Below are 14,998 nucleotides of genomic sequence, written 5' to 3'. Positions count from 1 at the left end.
GCGGACCCGACCGCAACCATCACGCGGTCGCCGCATCCTCTGGCGGCATTGCTTCGGTCATGAACAGGTAAATTGCCGCCGAGAGACCGGCAGAGCCGAAGATCATGCACATGACCACGATCTGGTACTTGGCGGCAATAAATGGCGATACGCCAGAGAGTATCTGACCCGTCATCATCCCCGGCAATGCCACGATACCAACGGCGAACAATGAGTTGATGACCGGGATCATTGCCGCCTGCAGCGCGGCGGCCCGGCAGCCATCCGGGTCTTTACCACCGGCCAGGTCAGACTCGAACCTTTCGCCGGCCAGGCTGACCGCGTTCATGGAATTGGCGAAGATCATCCCTGCCAGCGGCACCACGTACTGCGGCATGAACCATGGCTGCAGGTCGAGTACCAGCTGCGTGACCAGCGCCAGCGTCGCACCGCCGCCTGCCAGAATCGCCACGCCTGCGTGCAGGTAAAGCCCGGGCCGTTTCTTGCGCAGCGGACGCATTGCGATCCAGCTTGCGGCAACCAGCATCACTGAGAGCACACCCAGTATCAGCCAGGCATTTTCGGCCGCGAAGATATACACCAGCACAAAGCCGATCAGCAGTAGCTGGATCAGCATACGCACCAGCGCGTATATCGCATCCCCACCCGTACTACACCAGCGATACAGGATCGCCACAACCAGAACGGCCGGCACAAAAGAAATTGCCAGGCCGGCAGTGGAAATCGCCTGTATCGTGGTATTCATCGGGTTTCTCTCCGGGTATCGTCAGTTGCAGACACAGCCGCCCTTGTCGAAAATGATGCGCCAGTGGCCATCGGCCTGGCGGCGCCAGATCGAGGTGAATATACCGGCTTGCTCACCGTCGCGGCCGTAGACCGGTCCGGTACTCAGCGCGAGACGGCCGGAATCCTGCACCACCACTGTTTCCGGCTGCCACGAAAACGGCGCAGCCGCGCCCTCAAAATAACGCGCCCACACTTCAGACACCGCCGCCTTGCCACGCAAGGGCTGTTTGCCGGCCATGAATATCGCGTCATCGGCGAGATAAGACTGAAAAGCTGCAAAGTTACGCTCGCGCATGGTGGCGGCGAATCCCCGCTCGATCGCGGCCACCTGCTCCTGCAATTCAACCGCGTCAGGCACGGTGGCGCAGGCCGGTAACAATACAACCAGTAACAACGTAGCAACTCGCATGCCAATCTCCGGTTTCCGGCCGCCAGGCCTATGATCGCATTTTCGCGCGGCCCGCCCGGGCGACCGACACCGCACTGCACCAATCATGCTTTCCCGCTGCATTGAATTGTGTTTGTATCTGCCGATGCCGACAACCAGTCGATTAATTTATGCCAAAGCCACGAGTCCTCGCGGTAGCGCTACTGGTCATACAGTGCCAGGCATGCTCGCTATCAACGCAATCAGCAATCGTGCAGCGCGATAGCTCACCGGTTCTGACCGCAGAGCAGGCGCGCTACCGGAGCGGCCTCGTTTCCGATGTGCGCTATCACATCGACCTGGCGCTGGATGCGGACGCGCCGGAATACATCGGCACCGTAGTCGCCGAATTTACGCTGGCCACCGCCCGGTCGCAGCTGTCGCTGGACTTCAAGGGCGGCACTGTTTACGCAGTTGAAATAAATAGTATTGAGAGCAAAGTCAGCTACAACGGCGCATGGATCGGACTCGAGTCGCAGTATCTGCAGGCCGGCCGGAACAAGGTCGTCATCCACTATTCACATCCCTATAGCAGCGATGGCGCCGGGCTGCAGCGGACCCGCGATTCAGAAGATGGCCGGGTCTACGTTTACACCCATTTTGAGCCATACGACGCGAACCGGCTCTTTCCGTGTTTTGACCAGCCGGATCTCAAGGCACGATATCGCCTCACGGTTTCTGCCCCTGCCGACTGGGAGGTAGTCAGTGCCACCAGCGCCAGCGCGGTCACCATCATGAGCCCCGGTATCCGCGAATGGGAATTTGCCGAGTCACAGCCCTTCAGTACCTACCTTTTTGCCCTGCATGCCGGGCCATATACCGTATGGGAGGCTCAGTCCGGTTCAGTGCCGCTGCGTCTTTTCGCGCGGCCTACGCTGGCACGTTACGTAAACGCCGATGAATGGTTCGAACTGACCCGCAATGGTTTCGGGTTTTACGAAAAACTGTTTGGCATCGCTTATCCGTTTGGCAAATACGACCAGCTGATCGTGCCGGACCTCAATATCGGCGCGATGGAAAACGTTGCCGCGGTTACCTACAACGAATTCTACGTAACCCGCACCACACCAACAGCAGAACAACGCCAGCGTCATGCGGAAGTGTTACTGCACGAAATGGCGCACATGTGGTTTGGCAACCTGGTTACACCACGCTGGTGGGACGGGCTGTGGCTGAAAGAGGCCTTTGCCACCCACGTATCAAATCTTGCACTGCAGGCAACAACCGATTTCGACAACCCGGCGCAGCGCTTCTTTGCCGGCGCGAAGCAAAGAGGGTACCGCGCTGACGAGCGCCAGAGCCGTCACCCGATCGATGTGCAGGTCGAGGATACTCATATAGCATTCGCCAACTTCGACGCCATCACCTACCAGAAAGGTGCTGCCGCTCTGACGCAGTTGTCGCACTTCGTCGGCGCCGATGCGTTTGCCGCCGGGTCACGACGGTATCTTGCCGATCATGCTGGCGGCAATACCACGCTGGAAGACTTCATTACGGCACTGGAACAAAGTGCCGGCATCGATCTTGCCGAATGGAAGGAGGCCTGGCTGCGACAGGCTGGCGTCAATACGCTTTCTGCAAAGCTGCAGTGCCAGAATGGCCGGATCAGCTCACTGGTACTGGAGCAGTCGGCCCCCGGTGGGGTTCCGCTGCGCCCGCACCGGCTACAGGTCGCCCTGTTTGATCATTCCGGCCGGTCAACTGTCATTGCCGTGGCGGCAGAAGGCGAGCACACCGCCATCGATGCGGCAGCCGGACAGCAATGCCCGGCCATGACGCTGGTCAACCATGGCGACTGGAGCTTCGTGCGCACTGACCTCGATAGCACGACGCTGCGCAACTTCGGCACGACTATCATCCGGATCGACGATGCTCTTGCGCGCGCGATGCTGTGGCAGAGCCTGGCGGAAATGGTGCGCAACGCCCGCTTTTCTCTAAGTGCTTATACCAACATGGTCGCGCAGCATGCCATTAACGAGCAGGACAATCTGCTGGCGCTGCAGCTGTCACGCAGCATGGGCGATATGCAGCATTTTCTGCTGCGCGCTGCCGACGACCGCAAGCCTCTTGCTGCAGCGGCCCTGCAGCAGCTGGAGGCAGCTGCATGGCAGGCCCTGACAGCGGCACCTGCTGGCAGCCAGCGCCAGAAGATCTGGCTCGACGCCTTCGTACGGCTGGCAATGACGCCCTCGCATCTGCAGCACCTGGAAGCATTTCTCGATGGTCACCGGATTCCGCCAGGCATCGACATCGATACCGACCGCCGCTGGGATATCCTCACACGCCTCAATGCATTCGCCTTTGGCGATCATGTGGCGCGCACAGATGTCCAGTCGTTGCGCGATCAGTCCGACCGTGGCCGCCACCGCGCGATAAGCGCCAACGTCATCCGGCCCGATGCACAGATAAAGAAGGCCTGGATTGATGGCATCCTCGGGAAAGCGGATTTCATGCCGCTCGGTCAGCTGCGCTACGGCATGCGCGCATTGTTTCCGCTGCATCAGCGTGCACTGCACGAAATGTTTGCCGATCAACTGCTGTCGGCGCTCGGCCGGCTTGGCGACAGTCGTGACGATGCCTTTCTGCGCGAATTCGTCCGTTTGATACCGCGTGGCTGCAGTGACACCAGTATCCAGCGTCTGCAGGGAGCGCTGGCGCAGCCCGGCAAGCTGCACCCGATACTGGAACGCGGGCTGCGCGATACCCTGGAAGGTGACCGCCGTTGCCTTGCGATGGTGCAGGCGGACGCAAACCGTCAGTAGGAGCGGCTTCAGCCGCGAACAAATCCCGCACGATGTAATTCATACGTGCAGGAGCGGCTTCAGCCGCGAACAAACCCGCACGATGCAATTCTAAGGAGTCGAACCGGCAGCGCCCGACGATTATTCTTTTAGCGAAATCGCTTCTGCAACTCAGCCAATGCTGCCGCGCCCGGATTCAGCACGGAGTAATCGAGATCGCGTAATGCCGTCGCGGCGGTCTGATTGATAGCATGCATGGTCGGCCGATGCTCTTCGATATACAGCAGGCCGGTAACAATTTCGCCGGCCTGTTCGTGGCGCTCGAGATAAGACATTGCAGCCGCGCGATCGTGCGGGTCGTAATCCGGCGCGACTTTCCGCAGCAGCACCTGGCTGCCGTCGTGCAGCTGCACCGGCACCGCTTCTCCCTCGTCGTAGCCCGCGCGGATCGGTTCCGCAGGCGGGATAAAATCGGCATGCACAGCCGGATGATAGAACTGCCGGGTATGAGCGTAGCTCTTGGTCGAGTCCTCGTGATCGTTGAAGGTCACGCAGGGCGACAGCACATCGATCATGGCAAAGCCGTCGTGCTTGAGGCCCGCCTTGAGCATCGGCAGCAGCTGATCCTTGTCGCCGGAGAATCCACGCGCGACAAATGTACCGCCCATGGCCAGGGCCGTCTTGACCGGGTCAATCGGGCGCTGCTCGTTTATTTCGCCTTTCTTCGCCTTGCTGCCGATATCGGCACTGGCGGAAAACTGGCCCTTTGTCAGGCCATAGACGCCGTTGTTTTCGATCAGGTACAGCATGTGCAGGTTGCGCCGCATGGCATGGGCAAACTGCCCCAACCCGATCGACAGCGAATCGCCATCACCAGACACACCGATGTAGTAGAGGTCACGCGCAGCGGCGTTGGCGCCTGTGGCAACAGCCGGCATACGGCCGTGGACCGCGTTAATCCCGTGCGCCTGGCTGAGAAAATATGCCGGCGTTTTTGACGAGCAGCCAATACCGGACAGCTTGGCAACACGGTATGGCTCAATATCGAGCTCGAAAAAAGCCTGCACCAGCGCCGAAGTTATGGAGTCATGACCGCAGCCTGCGCACAGCGTGGACATGCCACCCTCATAGTCACGCAGCGTCAGGCCGAGCGCGTTGGTACGCTGGCCCTTGTAGCGGATATCGGGCTTGCGAATAAAGCTCATGCTGCCACCCCCGCGGCAATATCCGACTCAATTTCCCTGACTATAAAACGACAGTCGATCGGCAGCCCGCTGTAATGCAGCAGCGGCACCAGTTTGGCCAGGTCAGGTTCCAGCTCGTTAATAATCAATGTGCGCAGCTGCCCGTCACGGTTCTGCTCGATTACATAGATCCGCTCGTGCTCATCGATAAATTGACGAACGCTTTCATGGAACGGGAATGCCCGCACACGCAGGTAGTCCAGCGGCACGCCCTTCTGTGCCAGCAACTCGGTTGCCTCACGTACGGCTCCGTCGCACGAGCCAACGGAGATAATTCCCAGGCGGTTGCCTGCCCCGGATACGACCGGCTCCGGCACCAGTTCTTTAGCCGTTTCCCACTTGCGCAACAGGCGATCGACAACCGCTTTGTATTCTTCCGCATCCTCGGTGTATTCCGCGCGCTCGTTGTGACCGGAACCACGCAGAAAATAGGCTCCTTTCGGGTGCACACCAGGCAGGCTGCGATAGCAGATGCCATCGCCATCCACATCGGTGTAGCGGTAAAACTGCTCTGCCTGCTCGAGTTCTGCCGAACTCAGCACCTTGCCACGATCCGGCACGTAGGAGTCGTCCCACTGCAGCTCCGGCACCATCCAGTCGTTCATGCCGATATCCAAATCGCTGAGCACAAACACCGGCGTCTGCAGACGCTCGGCCAGGTCGAATGCGTTTACAGCAAATTCGAAGCACTCCCGCGGATCGGCGGGCAACAGCAACGGGTGGCGGGTGTCACCATGCGAAGCGTAGGCGCAGGTCGTGAGGTCGCACTGCTGGGTGCGTGTGGGCATCCCGGTCGACGGCCCAACCCGCTGCACATTGAACAGCACCGCAGGAATCTCGGCAAAATAGCCAAAGCCGATAAACTCGTTCATCAGTGAAATGCCGGGCCCGCTTGTTGGCGTAAATGCGCGTGCGCCGTTCCATCCTGCACCAAGCACCATGCCTATGGCGGCCAGTTCATCCTCGGCCTGCACGATGCAGTAATTCTTTTCGCCGCTTTCCGGGTCACGCCGGAAGCGATAGCAGAATGCCTTGAATGCATCCATCAGCGAGGTCGACGGCGTAATCGGATACCACGCGCCAACGGTTGCACCGGCATAAACACACCCGAGCGCCGCCGCGGTATTACCATCGATCATGATATGGCCGGCAGTCCTGTCCAGCGGCTCGACGCGCAGCGGCAGCGGGCAGTCGAAGTTTTCACGAGCGTAGTCGTAACCGAGCTGAATTGCCGTCAGGTTTCCGGCCACCAACGCTTTCTTGCTGGCAAAAGTTTCCTCCAGCAATTGCCGTATCACGTCGAGATCCAGGTCGAGCAATGCGGCCAGCGCGCCAACGTAGCAAACGTTCTTCATCAGTATGCGCGCCCGTGCCCCGTCAAACGTCTCGTTGCACAGCTGCGCCAGCGGCACGCCCAGCACAGTGATGTCGTCGCGCTGCAAAACGCGACTACGTGGCCAGGTGGAGTCATAGAGCAGGTAGCCGCCCGGCGACACTTCGGCAAGGTCCTGCGGGTAGGTCTGGGCGTTCATGGCAACGGCAAAATCGACACTGCCGGACCGCGCGGTGTGCCCGTCACTGGTAACACGAACTTCATACCATGTCGGCAATCCCTGGATATTGGACGGGAAATAGTTTTTCCCCATCACCGGTATACCCATGCGGAATATGGCCTTCATCAGCAGGCTGTTGGCACTGGCCGAGCCGGTGCCATTAACGTTGGCCAGCTTGATGACGAAGTCGTTTACCCGGCTTTTTGTTCCTTCGGACATTGCGCCTCGTCAGTAGCGTACGGAATGATCAACTCGGATTTCTGCATGTCCCACGCAGCCGTGGGACAACGTTCGGCGCACAAGCCACAGTGCACGCAGAGGTTTTCGTCTTTCACCATCACGCGCCCGGTGTGTGGCAGGTCTTCCGATACGTAAAGATCCTGGCTGGTGTTTTCTGCCGGTGCGCTGAGCCGCGTGCGCAACTCCTGCTCGGCGCCGTTCTGCGTGATAGTCAGGCAATCCACCGGGCAGATGTCGATGCAGGCATCGCATTCGATACACAGTTTCGCAGCAAACACGGTCTGGATATCGCAATTGAGGCAGCGCTCAACTTCGGTCAGCGTCTGTTCGTAGGAAAAACCCAGCTCAACTTCAATATCGAGGTTTTTGAAACGTTCCTTGAGGCTCACATGGGGCATCAGCCGGCGCTCAGCCGGGTCAAAGTCGTTGCTGTAACTCCACTCATGAATGCTCATCTTTGTGCTGGCCAGGTTCATGCCATACGGCAGCCGCTCGGTCATCGATTCGCCCTGGCAGTACTTGTGAATCGAAATCGCTGCCTGGTGACCATGCTCGACGGCCCAGATGATATTCTTCGGGCCAAAGGCGGAATCACCACCAAAAAATACGCCCGGCCTGGTGGATTCAAACGTATTCTTGTCGACGACCGGCACATTCCACTCATCGAATTCAATGCCCATATCGCGCTCGATCCACGGAAAAGCATTTTCCTGGCCGATCGCCAGGATCACGTCATCGCACGGAATAACAACGTGATCGAGTGTTTTTGCTTTTAACCGGCCACTGCCGTCATCGTGCCACTCGACGCGCGCAAATTTCATACCGGTCAACCGGCCGTCTTCAACGATAAATTCTTCCGGCGAATGGTTCAGCAGCAGCTCAACCTGCTCCTCTTCGGCGTCTTCCAGCTCCCAGTCAGAGGCCTTCAGCAGGTGACGCGGCTTGCGCGCCATGACCTTGACGTCTTTGCCACCGAGCCGCAGCGAGCTGCGGCAGCAGTCCATTGCTGTATTTCCGCCGCCGATAATCAGCACCTTTTCACCGATGCTCTCGATATGCTGGAACGCCACCGATTCGAGCCAGGCGATACCGATATGGATGCGATCGGTGTCGTAACGACCCGGCAACTCGAGGTTCTTGCCGTGCGGCGCGCCGGTGCCAACGAATACCGCGTCGAATCCTTCGTCCAGCAGACCCTTGAGACTCTCGACAGGTGCGTTTAGTCGCAGCTCTGCGCCCATTTCGACTATGGCATTGATTTCGGTGTCGAGAATTTCCGGCGGCAGGCGAAAACGCGGGATATTGCTGCGCATCAGCCCGCCGGTTTCGCCCAGCTTCTCGTATATAACGACCTCGTAACCCAGCGGCAAAAGGTCATTGGCCACGGTCAGCGATGCACAGCCGGCGCCGATCAGGGCAACGCGTTTGCCGTTACCCTGCGCCGGGCGCCGGGGTAACTGATCTGCAACTTCGTCACTAAGATCCGCGGCGACCCGCTTGAGGCGACAAATGGCAACCGGCTTGTCTTCCACCCGGGCACGACGACAGGCCGGTTCGCAGGGACGGTCGCACACCCGGCCGAGGATTCCGGGAAAGACATTCGACTCACGATTGAGCAGGTACGCATCGGTGTAGCGACCCTGCGCGATCAGCCGGATATACTCCGGTACATTGGTGTGCGCCGGGCAGGCCCATTGACAATCCACCACCTTGTGGAAATAGTCGGGATCAGAGGTATCGGTAGGCTTCACGTTATTGCCGCCCCACGGGCACCAGCCGTCTTGTCGGTCCATATTAATGTAGTTTCACAGGGGAACGAAGGGCTCGATCATGCATAGCGACGCAGCGCACCAGAATCTGCCCCCGCTCATCCGGGGGCTGTGCAGCCCCGAGGCGTGGCCACACCCGGTCAGCGAGGTACGGGCAATAGAAACCCATGTCTCCTGGGTCCTGCTGACCGGTGAATATGCCTACAAGATAAAGCGCCCGGTCACCCTCGGCTTTCTCGACTTCAGCACTCTCGGGCAGCGCCGCCAGGCTTGCGAAGAGGAACTGCGCCTGAACCAGCGTTTATCCCCGCAGCTTTACGAGTCCGTAGTGGCCATCACCGGCAGCGAATCGGCACCGAAGGTCGCCGCTGACAGCAGCGCGCCTGAAGCAATCGAGTATGCCGTGCGGATGCGCGAGTTCAAGCAGGACTCCCAGCTCGACCGGCAGCTGCTGGCCGGCTCCCTGGAACTGGGCGACATGGACAAGCTTGCCGCTGCCGTTGCCGCCATGCACGACCAGGCAAAAGTGGCCGATGACACCAGTGACCGGGGCACTGTCGAAGCGATCGCGCAACCAGCAATGGCCAATTTCACCACGCTGGATACGCTGGTCGATGATGCTGGTGATCGTTCCACGCTGCTGCGGCTGGGCGAGTGGACCGCCACCCAGGTAGCACTGCTGCGGCCGCGCTTCGAACAGCGCCGTCATGACGGCCGGATACGCGAGAATCACGGCGACCTGCACCTGTCGAACCTGGCCGCGTACGACAACCAGATCGTGGCCTTCGATTGCATAGAATTCGATCCGGCACTGCGCTGGCGCGATTGCATGTCAGAGGTTGGTTTCCTCGTGATGGACCTGGCGGCACGGCAGCGCGTCGACATGGCGTGGCGCTTTCTCAACCGTTACCTGGAACTGACCGGCGATTACAACGGTACTGCCCTGCTGCGTTTCTACATTGTTTATGCGTCGATGGTGCGGGCAAAGATCGCTGCAATTCGCGCTGAGCAAAACGAACCAGGCAGCCAGGTCTACATGGACGCAGCGCGGCACTACCGCATGCACCTGGCGCTGGCGGAACGAGCTATCCGGCCACGCTTTCCGGCGCTGATCATTACCAACGGACTGACCGGGTCGGGCAAGACCTGGCTCACCTCGCGACTGGCCAGCGTGATACCCGCAATCCGCCTGCGCTCCGACATCGAGCGCAAGCGGCTGCACGGTATCGACGCGCTGGATACCAGCAACAGTGCCCCTGGCGCCGGCATCTACACCGCCGAAGCGACGCAGCAAACCTACCGGTACCTGCGCGATCGCGCGGCCGACGTGCTTGCGGCCAGCTTTGACGTAATCGTCGATGCCGCCTTGCTAACGTCGGAGCAGCGTGGCCTGTTTGTCGATCTCGCCCGCCAGTCGACCGCCAGCCTCGTCATCCTCGAATGCGTTGCTGACCCGACCACGCTGCGTGAGCGCATCACGCAGCGCGCGTGGGACGGCGGCGATGCTTCAGAGGCAGATGTCGAGGTGCTCGGGTATCAGCAGCGCAATGCCCAGCCACTGACAGACGAAGAGCGGGTGTTTGCCATAAACATCGACACCGCTGCAGCCGCCGACCCGTTGCGCGTGGTTGGCGAGATATGGCGCAAGCTCGGCCGGGAAACCGGCGACTAGAACCCGGGGGTCAGACAGTGCACGAGACTTCCGGCCGCTGGAGGCTGGGCGCCCTGCTCGCCCTGACAACAGCCCTGATGTGGGGCGTGTTGCCTATCGCGCTCAAAATTACCCTGCAACAGATGGATGCTGTCACCATTACCTGGTACCGCTTCCTGCTGGCGACATTGGTGCTGGGTGCCTTTGCCTTTCGCCGGCGCAGGTGGCCGCGGCTGCGCCAGTTGGGCCTGACCGGCTGGCTGCTGCTGTCCATCGCCATCCTCGGCCTGTGTGGCAACTACCTGTTCTACCTGCTGGGCCTGGATTACGTCACACCGGGCACCGCACAGATCGTGGTCCAGCTGGCACCGGTGTTGCTGCTGCTTGGAGCATTGCTGGTATTTAATGAGCGGTTCTCCCCGCTGCAGTGGGCCGGACTGGGGGTGTTCCTGTCCGGCCAGGTGCTGTTTTTCAACCGGCAGCTGGGCGAGTTCTTTGCCCCGGGCAACCAGTCGCAGGGTATCTGGCTGGTTGCCCTGTCCGCCGTAGTCTGGGCCGGATATGCCCTGGCACAGAAGCAGCTGCTCAGGACCATGCGCTCGGACAGCATCCTGCTGTGTATCTATATTGCAGCGGTATTCATTTTTCTTCCCGGCTCGGATCCGGGGCAGATCAGCAAGGTCGACGGGCTTACGCTGATGCTTCTGGCATTTGCCTCGATCAACACGCTGATCGCCTATGGTGCGTTTGCCGAAGCCCTCGAACACCTGGAAGCCTCACGGGTCAGTGCCATTATCGCCATCGCTCCCTTACTTACGCTGGTCGCGATGGTGGTGCTGGGTGCCGTGCTCCCGGGGTTTGACCTCGAAGAGCCACTTGACGGATTGAAGATAGGTGGCGCCGTGATGGTAGTCATCGGCTCAATCATGGCCGCGGCCGTGCGCGCCCAACCGGTAGTCGGCCGCCAGGGCAGCTGAGCCGTGAAACAAACTGGTCAGCAGCCAGCATGTTTCACCGCCGCCCGGCTGAAAAAAGCGAACTCCCGGCCAGCCGCAGGAATGTGATCAGAAGCATTATTTGTTGGCAGCCTTGTGGTACATTTGCGCCACATCGATCGTGCAAGGCGTACGAAGCGGTACGTCAGTCAAGGAATAACGGAGCAAACCTATGAACAGATGTATGGTCCTGGCAACTGTACTTCTCAGTTTTCTGACCCTTCAGTCGGCTTCCGCAACCGACTGGATAGTTCCCGAAGGGCAGTGGTACTTCTCGCCGATGGTTGGCATGAACTGGGAAGACAAGGACCGCGCGGCTGATCCCGGCGTGGCGGTCAGTCTCGGGCTCGGCAGGCAAATCGCCGAAGCCTGGGCACTGGAGTTTTCCGCTTTTGGCGGCCAGCACGACGGGTTCAACGAACAGAACATGATGGGAATCGGCGTTGATTTCCTGCGCAGCCTCAACACCAGCGGCCTGGTCACGCCATACGTTCTGCTTGGCACCGGCTGGATCCGCGACGATATCGTCGAGCATCCGAGTGTCGCTGGTGAGCTGGACTACGACAATTTTATGGGCTCGGTTGGCCTGGGCCTGGTTGCCCCGCTGGGCGATGCGGCGTCGCGCTTCCGCGCCGAAGTGCGCTACCGGCTCGATCTGCATGACCCGAGCAGCTTTGGCGACTTGCTGACAACCATCGGCTTTTACATGCCGCTGGGTGAAGCGCCGGCACGCACACCAAAGACACTGCCTGATGCCGACGGTGACGGCGTCGCCGATGATGTCGATCTGTGCCCGGCTACCACCGCGGGCAGCAGCGTTGACCAGTACGGCTGCGAGCTCGACAGTGACAACGATGGCGTTGCCAACAGCAAGGATCGCTGCCCGGACACCGCGCGTGGCACCAAAGTTGACGCGCGTGGCTGCCCGCCGGCGGCTGACAACGATGGTGACGGCGTTACCGACGACATGGACAAGTGCCCCGGCACTCCGCGTTCGGTAAAGGTCGGGGCTGATGGCTGCGAGGTCGACAGCGACGGCGACAGCGTCGTCGACAGTCTCGACAGCTGCCCGAACACAACCATGGGCGTGCGCATCGATGTCCGTGGCTGCGAGATTCGCGACAAAATCGATCTGCCTGGCGTGCAGTTTGAGCTGAGCTCGGCCAAGCTGGTTGATGAATCGACTGCGATCCTCAAAGAGGCTGCGGAAACCCTGCGCCGGAACCCTGACCTGCGAGTGGAGGCCGCCGGCCACACCGATACGTCGGGCCCGGCCGAGTTCAACCGTGACCTGTCGCAGCGCCGTGCCGAATCGGTACGCCGCTACCTGATCTCCAGGGGCGTGAATGCCGACAACATCACGGCGAAAGGCTACGGTGAATCCGAGCCAGTCGCCGACAACTCCACGCGTCCGGGACGCATCCGTAACCGCCGTGTGGAGCTGCGCATCCTCAACTGAAGGGCGCGTAGCAGGTAAAATAAAGCCCGGCAGCGGCTGCTGCCGGGCTTTTCTTTTTTTGACGAACCGCGGACAGCGACAGGTGTCGAACAAAGCATCGTGATCATCCGATTGCTACTGATAGCCCTCGTGGCACTGCACGCATGCGCCGGAGCTGGCGAGCGTGACCCGGCCCTGGCCGGCTTTTTTGCCACGCCACTGCACATTGAAACCGCCGCTGGCGACACCCACCGGTTTGTCGCCTATCTCGCACTGACAGGACAGCAGAAGGCTCGCGGCCTGATGCATGTGAAATCACTACCCGACGACTACGGCATGCTGTTTCTGTATGACCAGCCACAACAGATCAGCATGTGGATGAAAAACACATTGCTGTCGCTGGACATGCTGTTTATTCGCGCCGACGGCACTATCGTCAATATCGAGGCGGACACGGTGCCGCATTCGCTGGCATCGATCCGTTCAGCGGGTGATGCCGTTGCGGTGCTTGAGCTTAACGCCGGAACAAGTAAGCGGCTTGGGCTGGCTCCGGGTGATCGTGTGATCTACCGCGCATTCTCGCGCGTCAGCGCCGCAAAATCGCCAGCCACCGACCAACGTTGAGCAGGCTCATCAGCGCCGCCGCGACATAGGTCAGCGCCGCAGCAGTAAGAATTTTGCGAGCGTGCGGCGCGTCTCCGGGTTGCAGGTAATCACCGCCTTCCAGGATTGGCAGTGCCCGGGTAAAGCTGGCATCGAACTCGGTCGGCAATGTCACCAGGTGTACCGCAGCAACCGAAGCCAGGCTCAGCAGGCCGCCGCCGGCAAACAACAGCGCTGTTATCGGGGCACGCGTCAGCAGCCCCGCCACCGGGGCCACCATCAGCATTCCGGCACCGACTTTCTCGCCAGCCGCTGCTACGCCCACCAGGCGCGTGCGCCAGCGCAGCGGGGCGAAGCGGTCGCGGTCCTGCATCGCATGACCCACCTCGTGGGCCGCCACTGTAATAGCGGTCAGCGAGCGGCCGTCGTGCTTGTCGGGGGTGAGCCGCACGGCGCAATCTGCCGGGTCGTAGTGGTCGCCTGCCTCCGTCGTCTCGACGGCAACATCTGACAAGCCCAGGTTGTCGAGCAAATGGCGGGCCAGCTCGCCACCGGTGCCGCTATAGCGGTCTGCCGGCTGGCTGTATTTCCTCAGTACCGACCGCACCCAGATCGACGGGCCAACCAGGATGGTGAGTACAACGACGAGCAGCAGTACAATATGCATTAATAGTTACCCTTACCGATGCGCACATTATTCCTCTTATTAGGGCTCGCTGCCCTGCTCTATGCCGGAATCGCTGCCTATGTCTGGCGATTCCAGGGCCGCTTCCTGTATTTCCCCGACATACCGACACGCCAGCTTCAGGCCACGCCGCTCGATGCCGGCATGCCTTACGAGGATGTCGCGCTGACAACCAGCGATGGCGTAGCTCTGCATGGCTGGTATGTTCCGGGACGCGACACGCGCACCATCCTGTTTTTCCACGGTAACGCCGGCAATATTTCTCACCGGCTGGAGTCGATTGCCATCTTTAACCGGCTCGGCGCCAATGTCTTTATTATCGATTATCGCGGTTACGGCCGCAGCGGTGGAAAGCCGGACGAAACCGGTACCTACCGCGATGCACAGGCCGCCTGGGACCATCTCACTGTTAAACGCCGGATTGCACCCGGCGACATCGTGATTTTCGGCCGTTCGCTCGGTGGTGCCGTTGCCGCCTGGCTGGCCGCGCAGGTTACGCCGGCCGGGGTAATCCTCGAATCTACTTTTACCTCCGTTCCGGCCATGGCGCGCGAAGTCTACCCATTCCTGCCCTCCTCGCTCGCGCGCATCCGCTATGACACCAGGTCACGCATCGCTGCGATTACCAGCCCTCTGCTGCTGCTTCACAGCGATGCTGATGAGACTATCCCTTATCACATGAGTGAGCAGCTGCTGTCCGCAGCGAGCAGGAATGCCCGCCTGGTTACCCTGAAGGGCGGGCACAGCGATGCACACCTTGTTTCCGGAATGCACTATTTCGAGGCGCTGCGGGAATTCCTGGCGCGATAGCCGGCGGCCGGGCCGGATACGCCTGCCGGTACCGCGGCGCGGCGCGCTGTGTTGCA

At 60.4% G+C, this 14,998-nt stretch carries 12 protein-coding genes; 6 read left to right on the top strand and 6 right to left on the bottom strand.

Translation table 11 applies throughout. From position 1 onward, the window contains the following. Nucleotides 1-19 precede the first annotated feature (19 nt). Both HKN06_08505 and HKN06_08500 read right to left on the bottom strand, forming a co-directional pair. Entirely contained in the window at nucleotides 20-745 is a 726-nt protein-coding gene (locus tag HKN06_08505; GenBank protein NNF61355.1) for an ABC transporter permease, read from the bottom strand. A gap of 21 nt (nucleotides 746-766) precedes the next feature. Then, on the bottom strand, nucleotides 767-1,195 hold the full coding sequence (locus tag HKN06_08500) for a nuclear transport factor 2 family protein (protein NNF61354.1): 429 nt from the start codon (nucleotides 1,193-1,195) through the stop codon (nucleotides 767-769). A 149-nt stretch (nucleotides 1,196-1,344) separates the two neighbouring features. On the opposite strand from HKN06_08500, the gene pepN reads away from it, so the two are divergent. Then, nucleotides 1,345-3,975, top strand: coding sequence for an aminopeptidase N (gene pepN, locus HKN06_08495; GenBank protein ID NNF61353.1), 2,631 nt, complete (start codon nucleotides 1,345-1,347; stop codon nucleotides 3,973-3,975). Nucleotides 3,976-4,103: 128 nt separating this feature from the next. Here the strand turns inward: pepN and HKN06_08490 are convergent, their stop codons facing one another. From HKN06_08490 to HKN06_08480, 3 genes are read right to left on the bottom strand one after another with little or no spacing between them, the layout of a single operon-like run. After that, nucleotides 4,104-5,159 carry a 2-oxoacid:ferredoxin oxidoreductase subunit beta gene (locus tag HKN06_08490; protein NNF61352.1) on the bottom strand — a complete coding sequence of 352 codons (1,056 nt, stop codon included), beginning with the start codon at nucleotides 5,157-5,159 and terminating at the stop codon, nucleotides 4,104-4,106. Continuing rightward, the gene (locus tag HKN06_08485) at nucleotides 5,156-6,970 is read right to left on the bottom strand and encodes a 2-oxoacid:acceptor oxidoreductase subunit alpha (GenBank protein NNF61351.1); all 1,815 of its coding nucleotides are present in this window, start codon (nucleotides 6,968-6,970) and stop codon (nucleotides 5,156-5,158) included. The genes HKN06_08490 and HKN06_08485 overlap by 4 nt, the downstream gene beginning before the upstream one ends. After that, complete coding sequence (locus tag HKN06_08480; GenBank protein NNF61350.1) at nucleotides 6,943-8,742, bottom strand: FAD-dependent oxidoreductase; 1,800 nt, start codon at nucleotides 8,740-8,742, stop codon at nucleotides 6,943-6,945. The genes HKN06_08485 and HKN06_08480 overlap by 28 nt, the downstream gene beginning before the upstream one ends. Nucleotides 8,743-8,821: 79 nt before the next feature. On the opposite strand from HKN06_08480, the gene HKN06_08475 reads away from it, so the two are divergent. The 4 genes from HKN06_08475 (at nucleotide 8,822) to HKN06_08460 (ending at nucleotide 13,468) form a co-directional block, all read left to right on the top strand. After that, entirely contained in the window at nucleotides 8,822-10,432 is a 1,611-nt protein-coding gene (locus HKN06_08475) for an AAA family ATPase (protein NNF61349.1), read from the top strand. 17 nt (nucleotides 10,433-10,449) lie between these two features. Continuing rightward, a complete protein-coding gene (locus tag HKN06_08470; protein ID NNF61348.1) occupies nucleotides 10,450-11,388 on the top strand; it encodes a DMT family transporter in 939 nt (312 codons plus the stop codon). Nucleotides 11,389-11,578: 190 nt separating this feature from the next. After that, nucleotides 11,579-12,865 (top strand): OmpA family protein, encoded by a 1,287-nt coding sequence (locus HKN06_08465; GenBank protein ID NNF61347.1) that lies wholly within the window; start codon nucleotides 11,579-11,581, stop codon nucleotides 12,863-12,865. 282 nt (nucleotides 12,866-13,147) lie between these two features. Continuing rightward, entirely contained in the window at nucleotides 13,148-13,468 is a 321-nt protein-coding gene (locus HKN06_08460; GenBank protein ID NNF61346.1) for a DUF192 domain-containing protein, read from the top strand. Here HKN06_08460 and HKN06_08455 read toward each other — a convergent pair. Beyond that, nucleotides 13,431-14,114 (bottom strand): zinc metallopeptidase, encoded by a 684-nt coding sequence (locus HKN06_08455; GenBank protein ID NNF61345.1) that lies wholly within the window; start codon nucleotides 14,112-14,114, stop codon nucleotides 13,431-13,433. The genes HKN06_08460 and HKN06_08455 overlap by 38 nt on opposite strands. An 18-nt stretch (nucleotides 14,115-14,132) precedes the next feature. Between HKN06_08455 and HKN06_08450 the strand changes: the two genes are divergently transcribed. Then, nucleotides 14,133-14,942, top strand: coding sequence for an alpha/beta hydrolase (locus tag HKN06_08450; protein ID NNF61344.1), 810 nt, complete (start codon nucleotides 14,133-14,135; stop codon nucleotides 14,940-14,942). Nucleotides 14,943-14,998: the final 56 nt, after the last annotated feature.

The sequence above is a fragment of the Gammaproteobacteria bacterium genome (genome assembly GCA_013003425.1).
Classification (GTDB): Bacteria; Pseudomonadota; Gammaproteobacteria; order Steroidobacterales; family JABDKV01; genus JABDJB01.
The sequence above is the reverse complement of the archived record's forward strand: the minus strand, read 5'-3'. Positions and strand labels throughout refer to the sequence as shown.